The organism is Streptomyces boetiae (genome assembly GCF_031845405.1).
Lineage (GTDB): Bacteria > Actinomycetota > Actinomycetes > Streptomycetales > Streptomycetaceae > Streptomyces > Streptomyces boetiae.
The window spans coordinates 1-26,543 of the sequence record NZ_JAVREN010000066.1; the positions used below are offsets into that span (position 1 = coordinate 1).

The 26,543-nt window shown below is 74.1% G+C and carries 26 protein-coding genes and 1 pseudogene; 21 read left to right on the plus strand and 6 right to left on the minus strand.

Features of this window, described 5'->3' with window-relative positions:
- Window positions 1-2,693, plus strand: a 2,693-nt coding sequence (locus RM780_RS25810) for a tetratricopeptide repeat protein (RefSeq protein WP_311633309.1), incomplete at its 5' end; no start/stop codon positions are given.
- Between the two features lie 19 nt (window positions 2,694-2,712).
- On the opposite strand, the gene RM780_RS25815 is transcribed toward RM780_RS25810, so the two are convergent.
- A complete protein-coding gene (locus RM780_RS25815; RefSeq protein ID WP_311633310.1) occupies window positions 2,713-2,952 on the minus strand; it encodes a hypothetical protein in 240 nt (79 codons plus the stop codon).
- A gap of 4 nt (window positions 2,953-2,956) precedes the next feature.
- Window positions 2,957-3,829 (minus strand): mycothiol conjugate amidase Mca, encoded by an 873-nt coding sequence (gene mca / locus RM780_RS25820; protein WP_311633311.1) that lies wholly within the window; start codon window positions 3,827-3,829, stop codon window positions 2,957-2,959.
- Window positions 3,830-4,007: 178 nt separating this feature from the next.
- On the opposite strand from mca, the gene RM780_RS25825 reads away from it, so the two are divergent.
- The 3 genes from RM780_RS25825 to RM780_RS25835 all read left to right on the plus strand — a co-directional run bounded on the left by RM780_RS25825 (window position 4,008) and on the right by RM780_RS25835 (window position 7,116).
- Complete coding sequence (locus tag RM780_RS25825) at window positions 4,008-4,421, plus strand: DUF4307 domain-containing protein (protein ID WP_311633312.1); 414 nt, start codon at window positions 4,008-4,010, stop codon at window positions 4,419-4,421.
- 170 nt (window positions 4,422-4,591) lie between these two features.
- Window positions 4,592-5,092: a transcription elongation factor GreA gene (greA, locus tag RM780_RS25830; protein WP_120760301.1), complete on the plus strand. Its 501-nt coding sequence runs from the start codon at window positions 4,592-4,594 to the stop codon at window positions 5,090-5,092.
- An 11-nt stretch (window positions 5,093-5,103) separates the two neighbouring features.
- Window positions 5,104-7,116, plus strand: a complete 2,013-nt coding sequence (locus tag RM780_RS25835; protein ID WP_311633313.1) for a thioredoxin domain-containing protein — start codon at window positions 5,104-5,106, stop codon at window positions 7,114-7,116.
- Window positions 7,117-7,168: 52 nt separating this feature from the next.
- On the opposite strand, the gene RM780_RS25840 is transcribed toward RM780_RS25835, so the two are convergent.
- Both RM780_RS25840 and RM780_RS25845 read right to left on the minus strand, forming a co-directional pair.
- Entirely contained in the window at window positions 7,169-7,771 is a 603-nt protein-coding gene (locus RM780_RS25840; protein ID WP_311633314.1) for a TetR/AcrR family transcriptional regulator, read from the minus strand.
- The gene (locus RM780_RS25845) at window positions 7,768-9,312 is read right to left on the minus strand and encodes an MFS transporter (protein ID WP_311633315.1); all 1,545 of its coding nucleotides are present in this window, start codon (window positions 9,310-9,312) and stop codon (window positions 7,768-7,770) included. The genes RM780_RS25840 and RM780_RS25845 overlap by 4 nt, the downstream gene beginning before the upstream one ends.
- Window positions 9,313-9,538: 226 nt before the next feature.
- Here RM780_RS25845 and RM780_RS25850 point away from each other — a divergent pair, with 226 nt between their 5' ends.
- On the plus strand, window positions 9,539-11,377 hold the full coding sequence (locus tag RM780_RS25850; RefSeq protein WP_394813084.1) for a phosphoenolpyruvate carboxykinase (GTP): 1,839 nt from the start codon (window positions 9,539-9,541) through the stop codon (window positions 11,375-11,377).
- A gap of 111 nt (window positions 11,378-11,488) precedes the next feature.
- Here the strand turns inward: RM780_RS25850 and RM780_RS25855 are convergent, their stop codons facing one another.
- Complete coding sequence (locus RM780_RS25855; protein ID WP_311633317.1) at window positions 11,489-12,700, minus strand: pyridoxal phosphate-dependent aminotransferase; 1,212 nt, start codon at window positions 12,698-12,700, stop codon at window positions 11,489-11,491.
- 258 nt (window positions 12,701-12,958) lie between these two features.
- On the opposite strand from RM780_RS25855, the gene RM780_RS25860 reads away from it, so the two are divergent.
- From RM780_RS25860 to RM780_RS25935, 16 genes are all read left to right on the plus strand, one after another.
- Entirely contained in the window at window positions 12,959-14,254 is a 1,296-nt protein-coding gene (locus RM780_RS25860; protein WP_311633318.1) for an alanine racemase, read from the plus strand.
- A gap of 249 nt (window positions 14,255-14,503) precedes the next feature.
- Window positions 14,504-15,397: a hypothetical protein gene (locus RM780_RS25865; protein ID WP_311633319.1), complete on the plus strand. Its 894-nt coding sequence runs from the start codon at window positions 14,504-14,506 to the stop codon at window positions 15,395-15,397.
- A gap of 33 nt (window positions 15,398-15,430) precedes the next feature.
- A complete protein-coding gene (gene cpaB / locus RM780_RS25870) occupies window positions 15,431-16,189 on the plus strand; it encodes a Flp pilus assembly protein CpaB (protein ID WP_311633320.1) in 759 nt (252 codons plus the stop codon).
- A 21-nt stretch (window positions 16,190-16,210) separates the two neighbouring features.
- Window positions 16,211-17,434 (plus strand): AAA family ATPase, encoded by a 1,224-nt coding sequence (locus RM780_RS25875; RefSeq protein ID WP_311633321.1) that lies wholly within the window; start codon window positions 16,211-16,213, stop codon window positions 17,432-17,434.
- A gap of 332 nt (window positions 17,435-17,766) precedes the next feature.
- Window positions 17,767-18,138 carry a TadE/TadG family type IV pilus assembly protein gene (locus RM780_RS25880; RefSeq protein WP_311633322.1) on the plus strand — a complete coding sequence of 124 codons (372 nt, stop codon included), beginning with the start codon at window positions 17,767-17,769 and terminating at the stop codon, window positions 18,136-18,138.
- A 4-nt stretch (window positions 18,139-18,142) separates the two neighbouring features.
- The gene (locus RM780_RS25885; RefSeq protein WP_311633323.1) at window positions 18,143-18,520 is read left to right on the plus strand and encodes a TadE/TadG family type IV pilus assembly protein; all 378 of its coding nucleotides are present in this window, start codon (window positions 18,143-18,145) and stop codon (window positions 18,518-18,520) included.
- 42 nt (window positions 18,521-18,562) lie between these two features.
- Complete coding sequence (locus RM780_RS25890) at window positions 18,563-19,906, plus strand: CpaF family protein (RefSeq protein ID WP_311633324.1); 1,344 nt, start codon at window positions 18,563-18,565, stop codon at window positions 19,904-19,906.
- 18 nt (window positions 19,907-19,924) lie between these two features.
- Window positions 19,925-20,908, plus strand: a complete 984-nt coding sequence (locus tag RM780_RS25895; protein WP_311633325.1) for a type II secretion system F family protein — start codon at window positions 19,925-19,927, stop codon at window positions 20,906-20,908.
- 21 nt (window positions 20,909-20,929) lie between these two features.
- The gene (locus RM780_RS25900; protein ID WP_311633326.1) at window positions 20,930-21,820 is read left to right on the plus strand and encodes a DUF5936 domain-containing protein; all 891 of its coding nucleotides are present in this window, start codon (window positions 20,930-20,932) and stop codon (window positions 21,818-21,820) included.
- Window positions 21,821-21,959: 139 nt separating this feature from the next.
- A complete protein-coding gene (locus RM780_RS25905; RefSeq protein ID WP_311633332.1) occupies window positions 21,960-22,262 on the plus strand; it encodes a WXG100 family type VII secretion target in 303 nt (100 codons plus the stop codon).
- A gap of 25 nt (window positions 22,263-22,287) precedes the next feature.
- On the plus strand, window positions 22,288-22,929 hold the full coding sequence (locus RM780_RS25910) for a hypothetical protein (protein ID WP_311633327.1): 642 nt from the start codon (window positions 22,288-22,290) through the stop codon (window positions 22,927-22,929).
- A 26-nt stretch (window positions 22,930-22,955) separates the two neighbouring features.
- The gene (locus RM780_RS25915; RefSeq protein WP_199739545.1) at window positions 22,956-23,291 is read left to right on the plus strand and encodes a hypothetical protein; all 336 of its coding nucleotides are present in this window, start codon (window positions 22,956-22,958) and stop codon (window positions 23,289-23,291) included.
- 300 nt (window positions 23,292-23,591) lie between these two features.
- Window positions 23,592-23,801 (plus strand): hypothetical protein, encoded by a 210-nt coding sequence (locus RM780_RS25920; RefSeq protein ID WP_311633328.1) that lies wholly within the window; start codon window positions 23,592-23,594, stop codon window positions 23,799-23,801.
- A 32-nt stretch (window positions 23,802-23,833) separates the two neighbouring features.
- Entirely contained in the window at window positions 23,834-24,388 is a 555-nt protein-coding gene (locus RM780_RS25925) for a pilus assembly protein TadG-related protein (RefSeq protein WP_311633329.1), read from the plus strand.
- Between the two features lie 33 nt (window positions 24,389-24,421).
- Window positions 24,422-25,036: a hypothetical protein gene (locus RM780_RS25930; RefSeq protein ID WP_311633330.1), complete on the plus strand. Its 615-nt coding sequence runs from the start codon at window positions 24,422-24,424 to the stop codon at window positions 25,034-25,036.
- Window positions 25,037-25,046: 10 nt separating this feature from the next.
- The gene (locus RM780_RS25935) at window positions 25,047-25,766 is read left to right on the plus strand and encodes an OmpA family protein (RefSeq protein ID WP_311633331.1); all 720 of its coding nucleotides are present in this window, start codon (window positions 25,047-25,049) and stop codon (window positions 25,764-25,766) included.
- Here the strand turns inward: RM780_RS25935 and RM780_RS25940 are convergent.
- A pseudogene (locus tag RM780_RS25940) lies at window positions 25,759-26,543 on the minus strand (hypothetical protein); the annotation flags it as partial. The gene RM780_RS25935 and the pseudogene RM780_RS25940 overlap by 8 nt on opposite strands.

Consider the following 26,543-nt stretch of genomic DNA (forward strand, 5'->3'; position numbering starts at 1 on the left):
ACCCACAGGAGTCCGCGCTGAGCCGCTCCTTCGCCGGCCTGCGGCCCGACCCCGCTCACCCCTTCCTCGGCCGCCGCGAGCAGCGGACCCGTCTCACCCAGTGGGTCCACCGCGACCGGGCCCGCACCGACCCCCGCCCCACCGTCGTCGTCCTGCACGGCCCCTCCGGCTCCGGCCGCACCACGCTCGCCCGCTGGGCCGCCCAGGAGATGAGCGAGCTGTTCCGCGGCGCCTGCCTGGTCGACCTGCGCGGCCAGAGCCAGGACCCGCTGCCCACCCGCGACGCGCTCCTGCACCTGATGAACCGCCTGGGCGCTCCGCGCGACCAGCTCCTCTTCCGCGAGGGAACGGGCCGCGGCGCCGACCCCGCCCAGTTGCGGCGCCTGGCCGAGCGCTACCAGCAGCACCTGACCGACCTGCCCGTCGTCGTCATCCTCGACGACGCCACCGACCCCGCCCAGGTCGCCACCCTCGTCCCCGCCCGCTCCGCCTCCCTGGTCCTGGTCACCGCCGCCGAGCCGCTGGCCCTGGACGGGGAGCAGACCGCCTCGGTCCACCAGCTCGGGCTCGGCCCCCTGGACCCGGCCGCGGCCGACGGGCTGCTGCGCGCCTCCGCCGGCGAGGGCGCCGCCCCCGCCGCCCCCGCCGACCCCGGCGCGGAGGCCGCCCGGCGGCGCGTCGCCGCCCTGTGCGACGGCCGCCCCCTGCTGCTGCGGATGGCCGGCTCCGCCCTGGACGGGCGTTCCCCCGGCCGGCTGGCCGAGGACCTGGCCGCCTACGGCCCGGACGAGGGCCCGGCCGCCCCCGACCCCGCCGAGCGCGTCCTGCGCCTGCGCTACGCCGACCAGTCCGAGCCCGCCCGCCGCCTGCTGCGCCGCCTGGCCCTGGCCGGACGCGCCAGCCTCGGCGCCCGCGCCGCCGCCGCCCTCCTGGACGTCGACGAGCGGGAGGCCGCCCGCCGCCTGGAGGAGCTGACCCGCGCCGGGCTGCTGCGGCAGGTCCGCGGCAGCCGGTACCGCCTGCACGACCTCGTGCGCCGCTTCGCCCGCGCCCGCCTGCAGGACGAGGAGAGCGAGGCCGACCGCTCCGCCGCCCGCGAGCGGCTGATCCGCAGCTACGCCGAGCTGGCCGACACCGTCATCCGCCTGGTCGACGGCCAGACCTCCTCCCGCGTCACCCGCGCCGACGCCCTGCCCGCCGCCGCCGGAGGCCACGGCTTCGCCTCCCTGGACGCGGCCCTGCGCTGGCTGGACGACGAGACCAGCTTCATCACCGCCACCCTGCGCCACGCCGACGAACGCGTGGACCGCGACGCCGTCCAGCACCTGCTCGGCGCCCTGGCCGACTACTGCCTGCTGCGCGGCGACCTCTACCGCCTCGGCGAGCTGAACGAGCTGACCCAGGCCGTCGACCAGGGCCTGCTGACCCGCTCCGTCCAGTGGCGCACCGGCGTCGCCGCCCGCCAGCTCGGCGAGCTGGACAAGGCCCGCTCCACCCTCACCTCCGTCGTCGGCCTCTACCGCCGGGCCCACCACGAGCCCGGCGCCGCCCGCGCCCTGCGCGACCTGGGCATCACCCTCCAGCAGCAGGGCCGGCTGACCGAGGCCGGCGACCGGCTGCGCGAGGCCCTGGCCCTCCAGGGCGGGGAGGACCTGGCCGGCGACCGCGCCTGGACCCTGCACGCCCTGGCCGCCGTGGAGCGCGAGTGCGGCCGGGTCCACGGCGCCGGCGCCCTGCTGGCCGAGGCCCTGGGCCTGCACCGCGACAGCGGCAGCGTCCACGGCGAGGCCTGGACCCGCTTCCAGCTCGGCCAGACCCTGCTGGCCCGCGGCGAGGTCCCCGCCGCCGAGAACGAACTGCGCCTCGCCCTCGGCCTGTACGAGCGCTCCCGGGACGTGCGCGGCGTCGCCTGGGCCGCCACCGAGCTGGGCGTGGCCCGCGTCCACGCGGGCGACCCGGCCGCCGCCTCCGGGGAGCTGACCGCCGCGCTGGCCCGGCACCGGGAGACCGAGGACGCCCGCGGCGAGGCGTGGACCCTGTACGCGCTGGCCCAGGCCCAGGAGGAGGCCGGGGACGCGGCCGAGGCGCTGCGCACGATCGAGCGGGCCAGGTCGCTGTTCTCCCGCATCCGGGACGCCTTCGGCCTGGCCTCGGCCCGCCACCACTCCGCCCGGGTCACCCGCGACCTGCGGGCCGAGCAGACCGGCTCCCTGCGCAACAGCGGCTTCGCCCGCCAACTGCTGGCCGACGCCCGGCGCGACTTCCGGCGGGCGGGCGTTCCCCGCGGCGAGGCGTGGTCCTGCCTGGAGCTGACCGTCATCGAGGCGGGGAACGAGCGCCACGGGCAGGCCCTGGAGCTGGCCGACGAGGCGCTGCGGCTGTTCACCGCCGGGTACGGGGAGGGGCCGGACGCGCGCGGAGCCGACTGGGCGGCGTTCCTGCGCTGCACGCTGCTGCCGCTGGCCTCGCCCGGCGGGTCGGAGGTGGGGCAGGCCGTGGCCCAGCAGGAGCTGGCGGACCTGCTGGCCGCCGCGCACCCGCTGCGCGACGAGCGGCTGGCCGACGCCGCCTCCTCCTACGCGCTCATGCTGGAGCGGGGCCAGGGGCCCGAGTCGGGCTGGCCCGCCTGGCGCCTGGGCATGGTCCCCCGGCGCGCGGCCCGCGACCTCGTCGGCGTCCGGGCCCCGGACTGACGAGGGCCGGCGCCGCCCCTCAGGGGCGGGAGGCGCCCGCCTCCCGCTCCGGACCGGCCGTGGCCAGCCCGTCCCGCGCGCGGTCCTCCGCCTCGGTGCCCTCTTGTATCGCGACCTTCCGCAGGTGCCTGCTCATGGACTTCAGCAGCAGCCAGACGCCCACGCCCAGCACGGCGAACACGATGAAGCCCAGGACCCCGGGCGTGACGGTGTACTCGTTCAGCTCCTCGGCGAGGGGCAGCAGCTCCAGGTCGCTCATGGCGTCAATTCTGTCGGATGCCGGCGAAGAGGTCCGACTCGGGGATCGAGGTGTCCACCCGCGAGCGCGCCAGCTCGAAGTCCTCCGTCGGCCAGACCTCCTGCTGGACCTCCAGCGGCACCTTGAACCAGCCCCCGTCCGGGTCGATCTGCGTGGCGTGCGCGATCAGCGCCTTGTCCCTGGTCGCGAAGAAGTCCGCGCACGGCACCCGCGTGGTCAGCTGCCGCTCCGGCCGCCCCCACTCGTCCCAGCGCTTGAGCCACTCCTCGTAGGGGGACTCCAGGCCCCGGTCCAGCATCGCCCGGTGCAGCGCGGTGGTCCGCGCCCGGCTGAAGCCCTGGTCGTAGTACAGCTTCAGCGGCTGCCAGGGCTCGCCCGCCGCGGGGTAACGCTCCGGGTCGCCCGCCGCCTCGAAGGCCACCATCGAGACCTTGTGGGTCATGATGTGGTCCGGGTGCGGGTACCCGCCGTTCTCGTCGTAGGTGGTCATCACGTGCGGGCGGAACGTCCGCACCAGCCGCACCAGCCGCTCGGCGGCCTCCTCCACGTCCTGGAGGGCGAAGCAGCCCTCCGGCAGCGGCGGCAGCGGGTCCCCCTCCGGCAGCCCGGAGTCCACGAAGCCCAGCCACTCCTGCCGCACGCCCAGGATCGCCCGCGCCTCGGCCATCTCGCGGGCGCGCACCTCGTCCATGTGCGCCTCGATGTACGGGTCGCCCCGGAGCTTGGGGTTGAGGATGGAGCCGCGCTCGCCGCCGGTGCAGGTGGCCACGAGCACATCCACGCCTTCGGACACGTATTTCGCCATGGTGGCCGCGCCCTTGCTGGACTCGTCGTCCGGGTGGGCGTGCACGGCCATCAGTCGCAGCTGCTCGGTCACAGGGGCCTCGTCGTCGCTCGTCGTCCGGGCCGGGGCGGCACGGCAGCCGGTGGCCGCCACCCCGGGCGTTGCTTCTATAGTGACCGATGGACGGGCACCGCCGGCCCCCGATTTTCCCCGGCCCGCCGATCGTCCGACGTTCCGTCCGCCGACCCGCCTGTGACGAGGAGCCGCCGACATGGCAGAGGCGCGCACCGGCCCTCCCCAGGGGCGTTACGGCCGCTCCGCCGAGGCGGACGCCCGCACCGACCGGCGGCTGCGGATCCTGGGCGCGGTGCTCGGCGCGGTCCTGCTCGGCGGCGTGATCTGGGCCGGCGTCTCCTACATCGGCGGGCGGCCGGTCTCCGGCGAGCTGACCGGCTTCGAGGTGCTCTCCGACCGCGAGGTCGAGGTGAACCTCGCCGTCCGCAAGCCCTCCGGCACGGACGGTGTCTGCACGGTCCGGGCGCAGGCGGAGGACGGCCTCGAGGTCGGCCGGGCCGACTTCACGTTCGAACAGAACGCCGGGAGCCTCCACCGCACCGTCACGCTCCGTACCACGCAGCGGGCCACCTCGGCCGAGCTCGTGGGCTGTTCGGAGGCCGCCGACTAGGCGGGACGCGCACCGGCGGTTTTGTGCCCGGCAGCGGAGGGTAATCCTTCCGCACGCCGACAGGCGTTGTTACAGTCGATATTTCGATCGACGAATCGCCCGCCCAGGAGCTGTGATGTCCGGGTCGGGCCTTCGTTTTTCATCCCCCGCGATACCCCCGAGGAGCACCTGTGACGCAGACCAGCGACACTGTCACCTGGCTGACCCAGGAGGCGTATGACCAGCTCAAGGCGGAGCTGGATCATCTGTCGGGTCCGGCCCGCGTCGAGATCGCCAAGAAGATCGAACAGGCGCGTGAAGAAGGTGACCTCAAGGAGAACGCCGGGTATCACGCGGCCAAGGAGGAGCAGGGGAAGATGGAGGCGCGGGTGCGCCAGCTCACGCAGCTCCTGGAGAGCGCGCAGGTCGGCGAGGCCCCGGCCGACACGGGCGTCGTCGCCCCCGGCATGGTCGTCACGATCGCCTTCGACGGCGACGAGGACGACACGATGACCTTCCTGCTCGCCTCCCGCGAGTTCGCCACCTCGGACATCGAGACGTACTCCCCGCAGTCCCCCCTCGGCTCGGGCGTCAACGGCAAGAAGGCCGGCGAGGACGCCGAGTACACGCTGCCCAACGGCAGCACCGCACACGTGAAGATCCTGGAGGCCAAGCCCTACCAGGCCGCGTAGGCGACCCCGCCGTGCCCAACCGACTGGCCGCCGAGAGCTCGCCCTACCTGCTGCAGCACGCGGACAACCCCGTGGACTGGTGGCCCTGGACCCCCGAAGCCTTCGAGGAGGCGCGCCGGCGGGACGTTCCCGTGCTGCTGAGCGTGGGGTACGCGAGCTGTCACTGGTGCCATGTGATGGCCCGGGAGAGCTTCGAGGACGAGGCGGTCGCCGCCTACCTCAATGAGCGGTTCGTGGCCGTGAAGGTGGACCGGGAGGAACGCCCGGACGTGGACGCCGTCTACATGGAGGCGGTGCAGGCCGCGACCGGGCAGGGCGGCTGGCCGATGACCGTGTTCATGACCCCCGACGGCGAGCCGTTCTCCTTCGGCACCTACTACCCGCCCCGGCCGCGCTCCGGGCTGCCGTCCTTCGGGCAGCTCCTGCAGGGCGTGCACGCCGCCTGGTCGGGGCGGCGCGGCGAGGTGGCGGCGGTGGCCGGGCGGATCGCGGCCGAGCTGGCCGGGCGGCGCCTGGAGTACGACGCGCCCGCGCCGCCCGGGGCCGGGGAGCTGGCGGCGGCGGCCGGGGGTCTGGCCGCCGACTTCGACGAGGAGCACGGCGGGTTCGGCGGGGCGCCGAAGTTCCCGCCCGCGATGGCGCTGGAGTTCCTGCTGCGGCACCACGCGCGCACCGGCTCGGACCGGGCGCTGCGGATGGTGGAGCGCACCTGTGAGGCGATGGCGCGCGGCGGCATCCACGACCAGCTCGGCGGCGGCTTCGCGCGGTACGCGGTGGACGGGACGTGGACCGTTCCGCACTTCGAGAAGATGCTGTACGACAACGCGCTGCTGGCCCGCGTCTACACCCACCTGTGGCGGGCCACCGGCTCGGGCCTCGCCCGGCGGGTCGCGCTGGAGGTGGCCGGGTTCCTGCTGCGCGAGCTGCGCACCCCCGAGGGCGGCTTCGCCTCCGCGCTGGACGCGGACTCCGCGCCCGAGCCGGGCGCCGCGCACCGGGAGGGCGCGTTCTACGTCTGGACCCCCGCTCGGCTGCGCGCTGCCCTGGGGCCGGCCGACGCCTCCCTCGCGGCCGAGGTCTTCGGGGTCACGGAGGAGGGGACGTTCGAGGAGGGCGCCTCGGTGCTGCGGCTGCCGGGCGCCGAGGCACCCGCCGCGCTGCGCGAGCGGCTGCTGGCGGCGCGCGCCGCCCGGCCCCGGCCCGGCCGGGACGACAAGGTCGTCGCGGCGTGGAACGGCCTGGCCGTGGCGGCGCTGGCCGAGGCCGGGGCCTGCTTCGAACGCCCGGAGCTGGTCGAGGCGGCGGCGGGGGCGGCCGAGCTGCTGGTGCGGGTGCATCTGGGCCCGGACGGGCGGCTGGCGCGGACCTCCCGCGACGGGCGCCCGGGGCCGGCAGCCGGGGTGCTGGAGGACTACGGGGACGTTGCCGAGGGCCTGCTGACCCTGCACGCGGTGACCGGGGAACGCCGGTGGCTGGACGTGGCGGGCGGGCTGCTGGACGTGGTGCTGGCGCGGTTCGTGGCGGGGGACGGGACGCTGTACGACACGGCGGACGACGCGGAAACGCTGATCCGCCGCCCGCAGGACCCCACGGACACCGCGGTGCCCGCCGGGTGGACGGCCGCGGCGGGGGCGCTGCTGACGTTCGCCGCGTACACCGGCAGCGGGCGGCACCGGGAGGCGGCCGAACGGGCGCTGGGCATCGTCGCGCGGCTGGGCGGGCGGGCGCCGCGGTTCATCGGCTGGGGCCTGGCGGTCGCCGAGGCGGCGCTGGACGGCCCCCGCGAGGTGGCCGTCGTCGGTCCCCCGGACGACCCGGCGACCGCCGCCCTGCACGCGACGGCCCTCCGCTCCACGGCCCCCGGCGCGGTCATCGCCCTCGGCGGCCCCGACACCCCCGACCCCTCGCCCCTGCTCGCTTCCCGCCCCCTCCTCGCCGGCCGCCCCACGGCGTACGTCTGCCGCGGCTTCGTCTGCGACGCGCCGGTCACGGACCCTTCCGCACTGGCGGCTCGGCTGCGGTAGCGCTTGCCGCGCGGCCTGCGACCGTTGGGCCCGTGCGGGACGTGGCGGGGGGTCAGCGCAGGCCCGTGTCCAGGGTGGTGAGGGCGCGGTCGATGAGGGCGGGGAGGGGGGTGGGGTGGTCGTGGGTGACCCAGTGGAGGAGGGATTCGCGGAGGGCGGCCAGGATCGCGGCGACGAAGACGCGGAGTTCGAGGTCGTCGGGGGAGCGGCCGGTGCGGTCGGCCAGGGTGGTGGCCAGGCGGCGGCCGGAGTCGGCCAGGGAGGACTCCAGGCGGGCGCGGACGGCCGGGACCGTGGTGACCAGCAGCATCCGGCGCCGGGCCAGGGCCGCGGCCTCGGGCGTGGCGTACAGCTCTGCGGCCACGTCCCGGACGGCGGCCCGCAGGGCGGTCAGCGGCGGCTCGTGCGCGGGGCGCGCCCGCAGTGCGGTCTCCAGCAGGTCGTCCTTCTCGTCCCGCAGGACGATGTCCTCCTTGGTGGGGAAGTACCGGAAGACCGTGCTGGGCGAGACCTGCGCGGCCTCGGCGATCTCGTCCACGCGGGTCGCGTCGTAGCCGTGCTCGGCGAAGAGGCGGTAGGCGGCGGCGCGTATGGCCTGCCGCGTGCGCTCCTTCTTGCGTTCCCGCAGGCCGGCGCGGGGCCGCGGCGCGGTCATTCGCCGGCCCCGGGCCGGGCGGCGGCCCCCGGCACCAGCGTCAGCCCGTCCCGCGCGGCCCGGTGCTGCGGCAGCAGCAGGCCGGCCAGCAGCGCCGCGCCCAGCGCGGCGATGGCGCACACGAACAGCACCAGGCTCATGCCGTCCATGAACGCCGCGTCCGCCGAGTCGGCCACCGAGGGCAGCGCGAACCGCTCCGCCAGCGCGTGCGCCGCCGCCGGCGACTCCCGGGCCGCCCCGGCCTCGGCCGGGGGCAGCGGGCCGGTGTCCAGGCCGCCGCGGTAGGACTGGGCCAGCAGGCTGCCCAGCAGCGCCACGCCGATCGCGCCGCCCACCTGCCGGCAGGCGACCAGCAGCGCGGAGGCGGCCCCCGAGCGGCCGGCCGGGACGGCGTCCAGCGCCGCGTCCATGGCGGGCACCAGGGCGAGCCCCGCGCCCAGCCCGGCGACGGTCAGCCAGACGGCCGTCAGGCCGAACCCGGAGGCCGCCTCGGTGCTGCTGCCGAGGATGCCGGAGAACGCCAGCAGCGCCAGCCCGGTGGCCACCACGCCCCGCGAGCCGAAGGTCCGCACCAGCGGCTGGCAGCCGCGGGTGGCCAGCACCACGCCCGCCGTCATCGGCAGCAGCCGCAGCCCGGTGCCCAGCGCGTCGTGCCCTCGCACCGACTGCAGGTACTGCGGCAGGACGAACAGCAGCCCGGCCAGCACGAACATCACCAGCCCGCCGATGAGGGCGTTGCTCGCGAAGCCGGGGCGCCGCAGCAGGTGCGCGCCCAGCAGCGGCTCGGGGCTGCGGCGCTGGCGCAGGGCCAGGACGGTGAACAGGGCGACGGCCAGGCCGAGCGCACCGGGCACCAGCGGGTCGTCCCAGCCCCGGTAGGGGCCCTCGATCAGGCCGAAGACCAGGGCGGCCAGCCCGCCGGCCACCAGCGCGGAGCCCAGCGGGCGCAGCCGGGGCCCGGCCGGGTCGCGGGTCTCGGGCAGCAGCAGGCAGGCGGCCATGCCGACGGCCAGCAGCGGGACGTTGATCAGGAAGATCCAGCGCCAGCCGTGGTGGTCCAGCAGCCAGCCGCCCAGCAGCGGGCCCAGCGGGAGCCCGGCGGCCAGGGCCGCGGTGACGGCGCCGATGGCGCGGGTGCGCTCGGCGGGGGAGAAGACGCGGGGCAGCACGGCCACGCTCAGCGGGCTGATCAGGGCCGCGCCCAGGCCCATCACGGCGCGGGCGGCGATCAGCAGGGCGGGGGTGCCGGCCAGGGCGCCGGCCAGCGAGCCGGCGGTCATCACGGCCAGGCCCAGCAGCAGACGGCGGCGGCGGCCGTAGCGGTCGCCGAGCAGCCCGGCGGGCAGCAGGCCCGCGGCGAAGACGAGCAGGAAGGCGTCGACGAACCACTGCTGCTCCCCGGTGGAGGCGCGCAGCTCCACGGCGAGGGTGGGCAGGCCGACGTTCAGGATGGTCGCGTCCACGCCCAGGACCAGGACGGACACGAGCAGGCCGGCCAGGGCCCACCAGCGGCGTGGGTCGTCCGGTGCGGCGCCGGGCATCCCGGGCCTCCCTCCCTCACGCCCCCCCGGGACGTGGGGTCGATGCGAAATGGTAGCGGCTCTCAAAAGCGAGCGGCCACTGCGTAAATCCAATGCCGTGTAAATCCCATGCTCAGATGAGCTGAACTAGACACAGACGAGAGAAGGCGGCACCATCAGATGAGCGCTCTTCATCGCGGATGAGCGAAGCTCGGAAACCCTCAAACTCTCTGGAGCGAACGTGACGCTGACTTCAGCCGCTCCCGTTGCCGCCCACGCCCCCACCCGCCACCACAAGCTGGTCTCCTGGGTCGAGGAGGTCGCCGCCCTGACCGAGCCCGACCGCGTGGTCTGGTGCGACGGCTCTCAGGAGGAGTACGACCGGCTCTGCGAGGAGCTGGTGGCGAAGGGCACCTTCGTCCGGCTCAACCCCGACAAGCGGCCCGGCTCCTACTACGCCGCTTCCGACCCGACCGACGTCGCCCGGGTCGAGGACCGCACCTTCATCTGTTCCGAGCGGCCGGAGGACGCCGGCCCCACCAACAACTGGATGGACCCCGCGGACATGCGGGAGATCTTCACCGGGAAGCGGGGGCTGTTCCGCGGCGCGATGCGCGGCCGGACCATGTACGTGGTGCCCTTCTGCATGGGCCCCCTCGGCTCCCCGCTCTCCGCCCTGGGCGTGGAGATCACCGACTCCGCCTACGTCGCCGTGGCCATGCGCACCATGACCCGGATGGGCAGCGCCGTGCTGGAGGAGCTGGGCGAGGACGGCCAGTTCGTGCGCGCGGTGCACTCCGTGGGCGCGCCGCTGGCCGAGGGCACGGCGGACGTTCCGTGGCCGTGCAACTCCGTCAAGTACATCTCGCACTTCCCCGAGACCCGCGAGATCTGGTCCTTCGGCTCCGGCTACGGCGGCAACGCCCTGCTGGGCAAGAAGTGCTACGCCCTGCGCATCGCCTCCGTGATGGCCCGCGACGAGGGCTGGCTGGCCGAGCACATGCTCATCCTCAAGCTCACCCCGCCCGGGGGCGCCGAGCCGAAGGCCCCCACGTATGTGGCGGCGGCCTTCCCCTCCGCCTGCGGCAAGACGAACCTCGCCATGCTCCAGCCCACCCTGCCCGGGTGGAAGGTCGAGACCGTCGGCGACGACATCGCCTGGATGCGCTTCGGGGAGGACGGCCGCCTCTACGCCATCAACCCCGAGGCCGGCTTCTTCGGCGTGGCCCCGGGCACGGGCGAGAAGACCAACGCCAACGCCATCCGCACCCTGTGGGGCAACTCCGTCTTCACCAACGTCGCCCTCACCGACGACGGCGACGTGTGGTGGGAGGGCCTCACCGACGAGACCCCCGCCCACCTGACGGACTGGCGCGGCAACGACTGGACGCCGGAGTCCGGCACCCCCGCCGCGCACCCCAACGCCCGCTTCACCGTCCCGGCCGGGCAGTGCCCGACCATCGCCGAGGAGTGGGAGGACCCGGCCGGCGTGCCGATCTCCGCGATCCTCTTCGGCGGGCGGCGCGCCACGGCCGTTCCGCTGGTCACCGAGTCGTTCTCCTGGCGGCACGGCGTCTTCCTCGGGGCCAACGTCGCCTCCGAGAAGACGGCCGCGGCCGAGGGCACCGTGGGCGAGCTGCGCCGCGACCCCTTCGCCATGCTGCCCTTCTGCGGCTACCACATGGGCGACTACTTCGCGCACTGGCTGAAGACCGGCGAGCGGGCCGCCGACCCGGAGAAACTGCCGAAGATCTACTACGTCAACTGGTTCAAGAAGGACGCCGAGGGGAACTTCGTCTGGCCGGGCTTCGGCGAGAACATCCGCGTCCTGAAGTGGATCGTGGAGCGCCTCGACGGCGCGGCCGAGGGCGTCGAGACCCCCATCGGCGTGCTGCCCGCGCCCGGCGCGCTGGACACCGAGGGCCTTGAGCTGGCCCCGGAGAAGCTGGAGTTCCTGCTGGAGGTGGACCCGGAGATCTGGCGCCAGGAGGCCGCGCTGATCCCCGAGCACCTGCACACCTTCGGCCCCCGCACCCCCGAGGGGCTGTGGGACGAGTACCGGGCCCTGGCCGAGCGCCTGGGCTGACGGAAGGGGCCCCGTACAACGGCGTGCGGGGCCCGCGCTCGCGGCACCGGCCGGTCCGGACCGGCCGGTGGCGGTCGCAGCCCGCCCGTCTCGGCCCTCAGCGGTCCCGCCTCAGTACTGCGCGTAGCCCTGGAGGAAGCCGCCGATGCGCTCGATGGCGTCCGCGAGCTGCTTCGCCTCGGGCAGCGTCACGATGCGGAAGTGGTCCGGCTCGGGCCAGTTGAAGCCCGTCCCGTGCACGATCATGATCTTCTCGGCCCGCAGCAGGTCCAGCACCATCTGCCGGTCGTCCTTGACCGGGTACACCTCGGGGTCGAGCCGCGGGAAGGCGTACAGCGCGCCCTTGGGCTTCACGCAGGTCACGCCCGGGATCTTCGTCAGCATCTCGTGGGCGACGTCCCGCTGCTCGCGGATGCGGCCCCCCGGCAGCACCAGCTGCTCGATCGACTGCCGCCCGAAGAGGGCCGCGGCCACCGCGTGCTGGGCCGGCATGTTCGCGCACAGCCGCATGTTCGCCAGGATCGTCAGGCCCTCGATGTAGCTGGAGGCGTTCTTCTTGGGCCCGCACACCGCCAGCCAGCCGCTGCGGAAGCCCGCCACCCGGTAGTTCTTGGACAGGCCGTTGAACGTCAGCGTCAGCAGGTCCGGCGCGAGGGCGGCCGTGGAGGTGTGCACCACGTCGTCGTACAGGATCCGGTCGTAGATCTCGTCGGAGCAGAGCACCAGCCGGTGCCGGCGGGCGATCTCTGTCAGCTCCCGCAGCACCTCCCGGCTGTATACGGCGCCCGTCGGATTGTTCGGATTGATGATCACCAGCGCCTTGGTGCGGTCGGTGATCTTCCGCTCGATGTCGGCCAGGTCCGGCATCCACTCCGCCTGCTCGTCGCAGCGGTAGTGCACCGCCGTGCCGCCGGCCAGGGCCACCGAGGCCGTCCACAGCGGGTAGTCCGGGGCCGGGACCAGCACCTCGTCGCCGTCGTCCAGCAGGGCCTGCATCGCCATCTGGATCAGCTCGGAGACGCCGTTGCCCAGGTAGACGTCCTCCACCGAGATGTGGATGCCCTTGGTCTGGTAGTGCTGCATCACCGCGCGGCGGGCCGAGAGCAGGCCCTTGGCGTCGCCGTACCCGTGCGCGGAGGCCACGTTCCGCAGCACGTCCTCCAGGATCTCCGGGGGGCACTCGAAGCCGAACGCCGCCGGATTGCCGGTGTTCAGCTTCAGGATGTTGTGGCCCGCTGCCTCCAGCCGCTGCGCCTCCTCGAGCACCGGGCCACGGATCTCGTAGCAGACGTTGGCGAGCTTGGACGACTGGATCACCTGCATGCCCGCCACCTTACGGCCGTGTAACGCGGGGCGCCTTGTGTTTTCGCCCACCCGGGTGCGGGCAGCGGGCGGGGCCCCGGACGCCCCCGGCGGCCCGGCCGGGCGGCCCCCGGGGTTACCCGCCGGTCGCACTCCGTTGACCAACTCTGTACCCGGTGCTAGGTAGGGTCGGGAATCCGCTCGTCACCGCACCACACCGGCCCGCCACCGCCCCGAGCGCGTCCGCGCGCCGTCACCCATCGTTACCCCGGAGCCGCTATGCCGCCCGCGATCGACAGCCTCGCCGACGAGATCGTCGACCACCGCTTCAAGGGCCTGCCGCCCGACGCGGCGGGCCTGACGGTCCGGGAGCTGGCGGCCGAGCGGCGCGACCTCTACACCGGCGGCTTCATAACGCCCGTGCTGACCCTCTCCGCCGAGGCGGTGGCCCACAACCTGTGCGCGATGGACCGGTTCGCCGGGCGCCACGGCCTCCTCCTCGCCCCGCACGGCAAGACCACCATGGCCCCCGCCCTCTTCCGCCGCCAACTGGAGCACGGCGCCTGGGGCATCACCGTCGCCGTCCCCCACCAGGCGCGCGTGGCACGGGCGTTCGGCGTCCGCCGCATCCTGCTGGCCAACCAGCTCGTGGACCACGCCGCCCTGGCCTGGGTGGCCCGCGAGCAGGACGCCGACCCCGGCTTCCGGCTGCTGGCGTTCGTCGACTCCGCGCGCGGGGTCCGGCTGATGGACGAGGGCCTGCGCGCCGCCGGGGCCGGCCGCCGCGTCGAGGTTCTGCTCGAACTCGGCGCCGAGGGCGGGCGCGGCGGGGTGCGGGACGCCGCGCGGGCGGGCGAGGTCGCGGACGCGGTGGCGGCCAGCGCCGGGCTGCGGCTGGCCGGGGTCGCCGGATACGAGGGCGAGATCCCCGGCGCCGACGCGGAGGCGGTGCGCGCCTGGCTGGAACGCCTGTGCGCGCTCGCCGTCGCCCTCGACCGCGAGGGCCGCTTCGCGCAGATCCCCGAGATCGTCCTCAGCGCCGGGGGCAGCGCCTGGTTCGACGCGGTCGCCGACGCGTTCTCCCGGCTGCCCCCGCTCTCCCGGCCCGTGGCCAAGGTGCTGCGCTCCGGCGCCTACCTCAGCCACGACGACGGCCGGTACCGCGAGGTCACCCCCTTCAACCGGCGGCCCCACGAGGGCTCGCTGCTGCCGGCGTTCCGCCTGTGGGCCCAGGTCGTCTCGCGCCCCGAGCCGGGCCTGACGCTGCTGAACGCCGGGAAGCGGGACATCGCCTACGACCTCGGGCTGCCGGAGGTGCAGGCCGTGCGCACCGCGGCCGGGCGGGTCCGCCGCGCCGACGGGCTGAGCGTCACCCGGCTCGCGGACCAGCACGCCTTCCTCGCCGGGCCGGCCGGGCCGGAGCCCGGTGAGGCAGAATCCCCCGGCATGCCGGAGGTGGGGGACTGGGTCGCGCTGGGCATGTCCCACCCGTGCACGATCTTCGAGAAGTGGCCGCTCATCCCGCTGGTCGCCGGCGACGGCACCGTCACCGACTACGTGCGCACCTTCTTCTGAGGCGACCGGGCCCGCCGGGACGCCACGTGACGGCGGGGATCCGTGCTGTTCCCACCGGCCGGGATGTCGATAAGCTGCCCAACCGGGCCCCCTCCCGCGCCCCTTCGGGCGGGAGAACGGCGCGACGGACCACGACGCGACCGACGCGACCGACGCGACAGACACGACGCCACAGAGCATGAACGACGCCACGGATCTCTCCCGCGTCCGGAGAGACACGAGACGGGTGCCGAAGCCCGGGGGGAGCGCATGACGATTGCCATCGCGGTCACCAGCGCCGACCTCGTGCTGCCGCCCACCGACCAGCACACCCCCGGCGCGCACGTCCTCTCCCCGCCCGCCGCCCAGGACTTCCCCGCCGCACTGGCCGAGTTCAGCACCCTCCTCGGCAGCCACGGCCACGTCATAGCCGTCTACCCCACCACCACGCCCCTGCCCTACGTGCAGCGGCTGCACGCGGTGCGCGCCATGCTGGAGTCCGACCGCATCGCCCTGCTCCCCAGCGCCCTCCCGCCGCTGGGCACCGCCGTCCTCGTGCGCCAGCTACGGCAGCTCTCCGCCTGCGACTTCACCCCCGGCGTGCTGGGGGCCTCGGCCCGCCTGCTCGCCCACTACATCTACGCCGGCGCCCTGCTGGCCTCAGCGAGAGGCCTGGAGCGCATCCCCGTCGCCCTGCCCGCCGCCACGCACGGCGGGCGGCCCCCCGCCGGCCCCTGCGCCGTCCTGGCCGGGCCCACGCCCCAGCTCGTGCGCGCCGACGGCGACGCCACCCTGTCCGGGCCGCAGTTCTCCACCGCCCTCACCTACGCGGCGGGCCCCGGACCCGGCAGCGACTGGGTCACCCAGCGGCTGGCCCGGCAGTGGCAGGTGCAGGCCGTTCACCCCGTGCCGATGCCAGCCGAGTCCGCCCAGTGGTGGGCCACCGGGAAGCTGGTCGAGTTCGCCGCGGCGATCCCCGACGTCTCCCCGCTCTACCAGATGGTCAGCTCGATGCGGCAGGAGGCGTGCCACTGGTGCGGCCTCACCCTCATCGGCGACCGCTGCGCCTTCTGTTCGGCCCCCGTCGCCCCGCCGGAGCGCGCCCCGCGGGCGCTGGGCACGACCCGCCGCAGGGCCCTGACCACCGGACCCGGCGCCGGATGACGGCAACCACCACGGAGAGGGTAGACACGCTTCATGAACGCTCGTCAGCGACGCGGCACCCTGCTGCTGATCGCCTCGCTCCTCCTCGCCCTGGCGGCCTTCGCCGGGGTCCTGGCGGTGATCAACGACGTGGAGTCGCGGGTCGGCCCCGAGACCACCGCCTACGAGCTGAACGAGGATGTCGAGCCCTACGAGCGGGTCACGGCCGACCAGGTGCGCGAAGTCTCCATGCCCGAGCGCTACATACCCGACTCGGCGGTGACCGACCTCGATGAGCTGGAGGACCGGGTCGCCGTCGGGCCGCTGCGCGAGGGCGCCCTCCTCCAGACCGACATGCTCATCGAGCGGCCCGAACTCGCCCCCGGGCAGGTCGAGATCGCCGTCATGATCGACGCCTCCACCGGCGTGGCCGGCAACATCCACCCCGGCGCCCGCATCAACATGTACGCCGCCTTCCGCGTGCGGACCGGCCAGGGCGGCGAAGGGGGCGAGGGCGAGGAGTCCGAGATCGTCCGGCTGATGGTGAACAACGCCGAGGTGCTCGAGGTGGGCGACCTCGCCGAGGTCGAGGACGAGGACAGCGGCGCCCGCGAGGCCGTTCCCATCACCTTCGCCCTGGACAACGCCGACGCCCAGCGCGTGACCTTCGCCGAGGCGTTCGCCGAACAGGTCCGCCTGGCCCTGGTGGCCCCCGGCGACGAGCGCGAGGTGCCGCCGCAGGAGCGCACCTACACGATCGTCGGCGACATCCTGGGTACTCCCAACGCCGGGCTCGAAGAGCTGTTCCCGTAGGAATCAGGTGGACGACGACCGATGACGACGCGCATTCTGCCCGCGGTGGGCGACCCCGACATCGCCCGCTCGCTGATCACGCTGCTCAGCCAGCTCCCCGACAGCGAGCCGATGCGGTCCGTCCCCGACTCCACCACGCTCCTGGACACCCTGGCCTCCCTCACCCACGGCTCGATGGCCGATCTGCCCGACGTCGTGGTGATCCACGAGCGGATGGGCCCGCTGCCCGCGCTCGACCTCATCCGCGAGGTCGCGCTGCGCTTCCCGGCCGTGGGCGTGGTGCTGGTCTCCGCCGAGCCCACCGCCGAGCTGTACTCGGCCGCCATGGACGCCGGGGCCCGTGGCCTGGCCGGAGTCCCTTTGTCCTGGGAGGAGTTGGGCGCCCGCGTCTCGGCCGCCGCGCAGTGGGCCGCCGGGATGCGCCGCCACCTCGGCGCGGGGGAGCCCGCCCCGGCCGGGCCCGGGGGCCGGATCCTGACCGTCTCCGGCGCGAAGGGCGGCGTCGGCGCCACCCTGGTGGCCGCGCAGCTCGCCCTCGCCGCCCAGACCGGCGGGCTCTTCGAGCGCGGCGCGGTGCTGGTCGACCTCGACCTGCTGTGCGGGGACGTCGGCTCCTTCTTCGACGTGCAGTTCCGCCGCTCGGTCGCGGACCTGGCCACGATCCAGGACATCACCCCGCAGGTGCTGGCCGAGGCCGTCTTCACCCACGAGACCGGCCTGTCCATGCTCATCGCGCCCGCCGAGGGCGAGCGCGGCGAGGACGTCACCGAGGCCGCCGCCCGGCAAGTCCTCTCGGCCGTCCGCTCCCGCTACGACGTCGTCGTCGTGGACTGCGGCTCCCACCTCAACACAGCCGGAGCCGCGGCCGTCGAGATGGCCGACTCGGCGCTGCTGGTGACCACCCCCGACGTCATCTCCGTGCGCGCGGTCAACCGCGTGATCCGGATGTGGGACCGGCTGCGCATCCGCAAGGCCGCCGACACCCTCACCGTCGTCAACCGCCTGGGCCGCTCCAGCGCGATCCAGCCCCAGCTGATCTCCCGGATCACCGGCACGCACGTCGCTCGCGCGGTCATCCCCGCCGCCTTCCGCGAACTCCAGGAGGCGCAGGACGCGGGCCGCATCCAGGACCTCGACCCCCGCGGCCAGATCCGCCGCGCGGCCTGGTCCCTGGCCGCCGAACTCGGCCTCGCCCCGCAGGACTCCGCCGCCACGGGCGGCAAACGCCGCGGCAGGCTGCTGTGAGCCCGGCCCCGCGCCGCACCCGGCGCCCGGCCGACGGCCCCGGCGGGGGACGTCTCCGCGACGGCCCCCGGGACGGGGGCCGGGACGACGGCCTCGACGGCGGGAGCGCCGACGAGGATGCCCGCCGGGGGCATGGTGAGCACGGCCTCTGCGGCGGACGTGGTGACGGGAGCTTCGCCGGCAGGGGCGGCGACGACGGCTCCTGCCGGGAGCGTTGCGCCGGGAGTGCCCGCCGGGAGCGTCACCGCGCCGGCGCCCGCCGGGGGCGTTCCGCCGCAGGAGCCCGCCGGGCGGGGCCCGGCCGGGCCGGGGCGCGCGCCCGCCGGGGCCTGGTGCAGGCCCGTGGGCGCGCGGGCGACCGCGGGGCCGTCATCGTCGAGTTCGGCGGGCTCTTCCCCCTCATCGGGGTCATGATCGCCGTGATCTGGCAGTGCATCCTCATCGGGTACGCCTTCTCCCTGGCCGGGAACGCCGCCGACGAGGCCGCCCGCGCCGCCGCGGCGGCCGAGGGCGACGCCGCCGGGGCCTGCTCCGAGGCGGCGCTGCGCCACCTCTCCGGCGCCTGGTCCGCCACCGTCTCCTGCCCGCTGGAGGGCAACGTCCGGCGCGCCGAGGTCGCCATCCGCGTGCCCGTGCTCTTCCCCGGCACCCTCAGCCTGCCCGTCACCGTGACCGGCTCGTCCGCCGCCGCAGAGGAGGAGTGAGCCCATGGCCGGCCAACGCGCCACGCGCCGCCTCCGCCGGGACGACCGCGGCGTCACCGCCGTGGAGTTCGCCGGCTGGTTCCCGCTGCTCATCGTCGTCGCGCTGGCCGCGATTCAGCTCGGCCTGGCCGGGTACGCCGCCCTCCAGGCCGGATCGGCCGCCCGCGCCGCCGCCCGCACCGCCTCCCAGGAGGAGACCGAGGACGGCTGGGAGTCCGCCGGGAGGGCCGCGGTCAGCGACTGGCTCACGGTGGACTTCGGCCCCGTGCAACTGTGCGGCGACGAGGCCACCATCACGGCCAGCGTCGGGGTGCGCAGCGTCCTGCCCTTCGTCGACAACTTCGGCGAAGCCACCCGCACCGTCACGATGCCCTGCGATTGACACGGGCCCCCGCGCAGCGACCACCACGGCGAAGGAGGAACGATGAGCCTGAGGAGCCGCGTCACCGCCCCCGACGAGCCCGCCGCCAAGGGCGGCCCCGGCGACGGGCAGCTCGTCGCCGACTACCGCGCCAAGCTGCTGGAGGAGATCGACCTCGCCGAGATGTCCTCCCTCGGCCTGAGCGAGCGCCGCGACCGCCTCGAACGGGTCCTGGGCCACATCCTCAGCCGCGAGGGCCCCGTCCTCTCCGCCCAGGGCCGCACCCTCCTCATCCGCCGCGTCGTGGACGAGGCTTTGGGCCTGGGCATCCTGGAGCCGCTGCTGGAGGACGCCTCCATCACCGAGATCATGGTCAACGGCCCCGACGACATCTACGTCGAACGCTCCGGGCGCGTCGAGCGCCTGCCGCTGCGCTTCGCCTCCGAGGAGCAGCTGATGCAGACCATCGAGCGCATCGTCTCGGCCGTCAACCGCCGCGTGGACGAGTCCAATCCGATGGTCGACGCCCGCCTGCCCACCGGCGAGCGCGTCAACGTCATCATCCCCCCGCTCTCCCTCAACGGCCCCGCGCTGACCATCCGCCGCTTCCCCCGGGCGTTCTCCCTGGCCGAGCTGATCGGCTTCGGCACCCTGGACGAGCACCTGGTCCTGCTGCTGTCCGCCCTGGTCCGCGCCAAGTTCAACGTCATCGTCTCCGGCGGCACCGGCTCGGGGAAGACGACCCTGCTCAACGCCCTCAGCGGCCTGATCCCGGAGGGCGAGCGCATCGTCACGGTCGAGGACGCCGCCGAACTCCAGCTCCAGCAGAGCCACGTCATCCGCCTGGAGGCCCGCCCGCCCAACATCGAGGGCAAGGGCGAGGTCACCATCCGCGACCTGGTGCGCAACTCCCTGCGCATGCGCCCCGACCGCATCATCGTCGGCGAGGTCCGCGGCGGCGAGACCCTCGACATGCTCCAGGCCATGTCCACCGGCCACGACGGCTCCCTGGCCACCGTCCACGCCAACAGCGCCGAGGACGCCCTCCTGCGCCTCCAGACCCTGGCCTCCATGTCCGAACTCCAGGTCCCCTTCGAGGCGTTGCGCGACCAGATCAACAGCGCCGTGGACGTCGTCGTCCAGCTCGTGCGCCACCCCGACGGCGCCCGCCGCCTCGCCGAGGTCGCCCTGCTCGCCTCGCACGGCCGCGAGCCGTTCCGCATCGCCACCCTGGCCGCGTTCGCCGCCGCCCCCATGACCACCGAGGGCCACGTCCCCGGCCGCTTCGTCCACCACCCCCTGCCGCGCGCCGTCGCCGACCGCCTCTACATGGCCGGCGAACAGGTCCCCCAGGCGTTCGGCGTCCACCTCGACGACACCCACCTCGCCGTCCGGGAGGCGAGCTGACCCCATGAGCGAGACCCCATGAGCGACCTCTCCCTCCTCGCCCTAGGCCTGGCCCTCCTCGCCCTGCTGTGCGGCGTCGCCGGGCTCCACCTCTACGCCTCCGGCCGCGCCCAGCGCGCCGCGCTGCTCAGCCGCCTGGCCGCCACCCCCGGCGAGGGCCAGGGCCCCGCCGACGCGCCGGCCGCCGAGGCCCACGGCCGCCCGGGCTCCGGACGCCGCCGCCGCTTCGAGGGCCTGGACCGGCGCCTGCGCCGCACCGAGTTCGGCCGCCGCCTGCGGCTGCGCCTCCAGGCCACCGGCCTGGACCTGACCGCCGGCGAGTACACCGCCTACGTCCTCGGCGCCGTCCTCGCCCTGTGGCTGATCGCCTCCGCCGTGCTGGCGCCGTTCTTCGGACCCGTCTTCGCCGCCGCGGCCCTGTGGGGCGGCAACGCCTTCCTCACCTGGCAACGCACCCGCCGCACCGAGCGGTTCATCGGCCAGCTCCCCGAACTCGCCCGCCTCATCGCCAACGGCACCGCCGCCGGACTCGCCCTGCGCACCGCCCTGTCCATGGCCGCCGAGGAGATGGACGACCCCGCCGGGGCCGAACTCGCCACCGTGGCCAACCAGCTCGCGGTCGGCCGTTCCCTGGACGAGGCCCTTGGCGAGCTGGGCGACCGCCTCCCCTCCCGCGAGCTGAACGTCCTGGTCACCACCCTCATCCTCGCCAACCGCGCCGGCGGCACCATCGTCGCCTCGCTGCGCAACCTCACCACCACCCTGGAGGAGCGCAAGGAGACCCGCCGCGAGGTGCGCACCATGCTCGCCGAGGTCAACGCCACCGCCCTGACCGTCCCGGCCCTCGGCCTGGGCGCCCTGCTGGTCATCAACGCCATGCAGCCCGGCGCGCTCGGCCGCGTCACCGGCTCCGCCGGCGGGCAGATCGCCATGCTCGTCGCCCTCGGGCTGTACGCCGTCGGCTTCTTCGTCGTCCGCCGCTTCGGCCGGATCGACGTCTGACACGGAAGGGCCCCCGCCCCCATGGGACTTCTCCTCGGCCTCGCCATGGGCGCCGCCGTCTTCGGCGTCGTCACCGCGATCCGGATGCTGCGCGCCGGCACCCCGCTGCCCGCCGACCTCGCCCTCGCCCTGGAGGTCGGCTCCAGCCGCGTCTCCGCGACCGGCTCCCTCGTCGACCGGCTCGGGATGCGCTTCGCCCCCCTCGTCCTGCGCCTGATGGGCCGCCGCGCCGTCGAACGCAAGCGGCGCCGCATCGACCAGGCCGGCAACCCCGGCGGCCTCACCCTGGACCGCTACGCCGCCCGCCGCGCCGTCTACGGCGTCTTCGGGCTGCTGACCACCGTCCTGTTCGTGCGGGCCGGGCTGCCGCTGTTCGCGATCTTCAGCATCGCCTTCGGGGCCTTCGCCGCCGACGCCGCCATCTGGCAGGGCGTCCGCACCCGGCGCGACGTGATCGACCGGACCCTGCCCGACTTCCTCGACGTCCTGGCCGTCGTCGTCGCCGCCGGGCTCGGCTTCCGGCAGGCCCTGGACCGCGTCTCCTCCCGCTACGAGGGGCCCTGGGCCGACGAGATCCGCATCACGCTGCGGCAGATGGACATGGGCGTCTCCCGCCGCGAGGCCTTCGACGCGCTGCGCCGGCGCAACGAGTCCGAGCCGGTCAACCAGTTCGTCTCCGCCCTCCAGCAGGGGGAGGAGCTGGGCGCCCCGATCGCCGACACCCTCATCCAGATCGCCCACGACATGCGCCGCACCGACGCCCAGAACGCCCGCCGCCGGGCCGCTCGCGCCATACCCATGGCCACCCTGGCGACGCTCGTCTTCATGGTGCCCGCCACCATGATCGTGATCGTCACGGGCATGCTGCTGGGCTCGGGCACGGACCTCACCGGCATCCTGGACGGCGGGTGACCGGCGGCCGGCCGGCCCCGCCCCGCGGATTCGCGCGAACGCCGCCGCGGCCGTTGCACCGCTGTACAGAGGCTGTTACGAACTGGTAGGACAGTCGGGCCCGGAGGGCGTTTAGGCTAGGTGTGAGGGGGTGCCGTTCATGGGACAGGGCGACCTGGATGTCACATACCAGGACATGCACAACGCGGCCGATCATTTGCACAACGCGAAGGACGAGCTGCTCACCAAGGTGCAGCAACTGCACACGTTCGTGCAGGACCTGGTGCAGGACGGCTATGTGACCTCGCGCTCCTCCGGGGCGTTCGACGAGCAGTACACCACGTTCACCAATGGCGCGCGGCAGACGTTCGAGGCGCTCCAGGGCCTCGGCGACTTCCTCAACGGCGCCGCCGACGGCTTCTCGGACCTTGACCGGCAGCTGGAGGAAGGGCTCCGCGAGTAGCGGGCCGGGAGGGAAGAGCGCCACCATGGCCGACAAGTGGGCCGACGCCGTCACCGTCGAACGCCAGGGCTTCCGGATATCCGTCCCGGACTCCTGGTGGGAATTCGACCTGCGGCCGGAGACCAGGGACGACAGCATCCGCCGGATGCTGGACGAACGCATCCGCGTGCAGCCGGAGTTCGCCCCGCACCGGGACACCATCGGGGCGTTCCTGCGCCGCCAGGCCCGGGAGGCCTGGGAGTCCGGCGCGGTCTACTGCGGCTGCATGGCCCAGAGCTTCGGGGGCGGCCCGCCCGTCACCGCGGCCGTCACCGTCTCGCTGATCGGCGCGCGGACCTCCAAGGGCGAGATCCTGCCCACGGACCCGGCCGCGATCGCCGGCCAGCTCGGCACCCGGCAGGCGAAGAAGCCGGGCGACGCCTGGCGCGAGGTGACCACCGTGGACATCAAGGAGGTCGGCCCCGCCGCCAGGACCCGGGGCGTGGAGGACATCTCCGTCCCCGGGGACACCCGCACGGTCCGCGCGGTGCTGATGCAGACGTTCATCCCGGTGCCCGGGGACCAGCAGGCCGTCGCCCTGGTGTCGGGCAGCAGCCAGGTGCTCGATCTCGCCGACTCCTTCTTCGACGTCTTCGACGCCATCACGTCCACCTTCCGCTTCATCTAGACCTGTTCATCCAGGGAGGCAGCACCATGGGAGAAGGCGGGGACAGGCTCGCGATCCCGCTGGGCGAACTCGAGGAGTTCGTCCCGCAGTTGCGCAGCGTCCGGGAGTACATGAACCGCACGGGCGACACCTTCGACCAGTACCACGACGCCATCGGCGACGAGGGGATCAACGACGCCCTGGACGACTTCGTCAGCGGCTGGCGGGACGGGCGCGGGGACATCAGCGACCAACTGGAGGGCCTGGCGTCCATGGGCGAGACCGTGATCCGGACGGTCAACGACTTCGAGAACGAGCTCGTCACCACCCTCCAGGACAGCGGCGGCGAGGGCGGCGACGGCGGCGGCCAGCAGCCCGTCTGAGGCCAACTCGCCCCGCCCGGACCGCCCCGAGGCTGTCGATGGCGCAACAATGCCCGCCAAACACCCGGCCCGCCCTGCCCAATCCCCGCGCGGTATGGCACAGTCAGGAGCCGATAGCTGTACGTGTTGACCCGCTGGGAGGGGGGTCGGGCCAGGTGCACCGGGCCGTCGAGCCGGCAGTCGTCCAACTGCCGCCGCCCCAGGGCGCACTGGTGCCCGCTCCCAACCGCGAGGGACGACCGGACAGGGGCGAGGAGAGGCCGGCTGAGCCGGCGTCAGCCGGAGGAGAGGGACGACGCCATGAGCAGGCTGCTGTCGAACTGGACACACAGGATCGCGAGCCGCTACCGACACCACCTCGGCGACCGCGGAGCCGGCTTCGTGGAATACGCGGGGCTGCTGCTGCTGGTGGCGGCGATTGTGGCCACCGTGATCGCGGCCAATATCGACAATCAGATCGCCACCGGGATCGGGACGATCGTCGGGCGAGTCATGAACGGCGGCGGCTGAGGCAGTTCCCCGACGCGAGCCGCGGGGGCGCCTTGCCGCTCTACGTCTGGATGGTCTCGTCGCTGCTGGTCGTCGCCCTCATCTTCTTCGTCTTCGCGCAGGCGGCCGTGACACGCAGCAGCGGTCAGTCAGCGGCGGACGCCGCCGCGCTCGCCGCCGCGCGGGAGGCCCGGGACCACCTCTTCGACGAGTTCCTCTCGGCGATCGAGGACGAGGAGGACATCGGCGACATCCTGGACGGTGACGACTTCTGGACGGAGGCGGCCTGCGAGGAAGCGGCTCCCGCGCTGGCCGCCCGCAACGACGCGAGGGTCATCGAGTGCGGCCGGGCCGCCGAGGACAACGGCGTGACCGTCCGCGTGGAGACGCGGGGCACCGTGGGTGAGTCCCCGATCCCGGGCACGGAGGACTGGCGCGCACGGGCCGAGGCGACGGCGCTCATTCGCGGGCGCTGCGAGAGCACCTCGGAGGAGGCCGGCCGGGTCGAGCTCAGCTGCGAGGAAGGCGAAGACCTGTCGTTCGATCCCGATGACGAGGGCGCCCTGCCGGACGCCCGGGACCTGTTCCACATCTACTTGGCAGACTGACCGAACCAGCAGAACGCAAAGGACTGGCCCCCGATGGACTTCCGCGAGAACAAATCGCGCCTCATTTTGATCGTCATCGCCCTGGGCGCCGCGCTGGTCATCGCCGTGGCGAGCTGCGGCGGTGGCGGGGACGGTGGCGAGGAGACGGGGAGCGACTCGGCCGGAAGCGGGGAGGGCAGGGACGATGGCGAGGGGAACGACGAGCCGGCCGAGGAGTCGGAGGGGAACGGCGAGGACGACGAGCCGCAGGAAGTGCTGGCGGAGGTGACCGGGCAGGCGCAGATCACCATCGCCATCACCAACGCCGAGCGGTCGCAGGGCAACTTCGTCACCGTCGAGGGGACGATCCGCAACGACGGAGACGACGTCTTCTTCGACACGCTCTGGGCGGGCAACGAGAGCGCGCTGGCGGTGAACAGCTTCTCGATGGCCGGAGCCAGCCTGGTCGCCCGGGATGAGGACCAGGGCAGGCGCTACCTGATCCTGAGGGATACCGACGGGCGCTGCCTGTGCACCAACTTCGGCGCGCCCCTCAACCCGGGCCAGACGCTGAACTGGTTCGCGCAGTTCCCCGCCCCCGACCCGGGCACCAATGAAGTCGACTTCTACATCGGCCAGATGCCGCCGGCCACCATCGAGATTCGCTGAGAGGCCCGTGATGAAGTACGTGTTCCCGTACGCAGGCCGGGTCGGTGTCGTGGCCGTGGCCGGAGCCGCGGTCCTCACCTTCGCCGCGCCAGCCGTCGCTGTGGAGGACGACGACCCGCCGAGGCAAGCGCCGCCGACGGAGCAGACGCCCGAGGTTCCCGAGATCGACCCGAACGCGGCCGGTCTGATGCTCGGCAGCGGAGCCGAACTCGCCGAGCCCCGCGTGCTGTACATCGAGTCCGTCACCGAGACCCTCGGGCAGGGGTCGGGCGGGGGGCAGGAGCCGTCCGCGGACCCCAGTGCCTCGCCCGGGCCGGAGGGGCAGCAGCCCAACGGGGAGGGCGGCGGCGAGCAGCGCGAGGAAGTCACCGGCGGCCAGCGGACGTTCACCCTGCAGACGGACGTGATCTTCCAGGAGGGCAGCGCGGAGATCGGCGGCCAGGCACGCGAGGCCCTGACCGAGGTGGCGGCTGCCATCGAGGAGTACCAGCCGGAGCGGGTCAACATCTTCGGCTTCACCGACGATCAGGGCTCCTACGAGAGCGGGCTGACGCTCTCGCAGCAGCGGGCCGAGAACACCCGCGACGTCCTGCTCGACCTGCTGCCGGACGCCGGCCCGATCTCGTTCAACGTCCGGGGCTACAGCGAGGACTACCCGCTCTACGACAATGAGACCGAGGAGGGCCGCCAGCGCAACCGGCGGGTGGAGATCTCCTGGCCGACTAGTTGATCGCCCACTGGGTGAGCGTGGTGAAGTAGGTCGGCAGGTTGGCGTTGAAGGGGTCCTGCCTGACCCGGTCGATCCACACCAGGACGAGCGTGCCGTCCGTGGTCTCGACGCACAGGCCGGTTCCCTCCCGCAGGGTGCGGTTGGCCTGCATGTCATCGATGCTGATCACCGGGGGCAGGGTCGGCTCGCGGGCCGCTTCGTGGCACTCCTCGGGACCGGCATCGGCGTTCTCGATCGAGCCCGCGAAGGTCTCCGGGTGGAACTCGATCCCCTGGCCCGCGGGCTCCGGGTGGTCGCAGTAGGTGTACTGGAACTCGGTGCCGCGGTTGGGCGGCAGCGGGAAGGACCGGGTTTCGTCGACGTCCGGCTCGTCGAGATCGACGTCGACCTGGTTCCCATCCCGGCACCGGCTCCCGTCCGGCTCCGCCTCAGCCGTGTACGTCGGGGCGATGATGTTCAGCTCCACCTCCTCGCTGATCAGCGTGTACGGCGCGTCCGGGTCAGGAGGCGACGTCGGGGAGCCGCCGCCGGTGTCCGCCGGCTGGCCGGACATGTCGGGGTCGGTGAGAGAGGCCTCGTCGCCGGGCGAGCGGGGATCCGTCGTCTCGCCGGCGGTGTTGTCGTTGTTGCTTTCCCCGTCGCCACCCACCACCTGGACCGCCAGTGTGCCGCCCGCGATCGCCGCGATGACCGCCGTCGTGGTGAGGAGGATCGCGGTGCGGCGGCCGCCGCCGGCGCGGGGTGGGGTGGGCTGGGTCGGCGGGGCCGGGGGGAAGG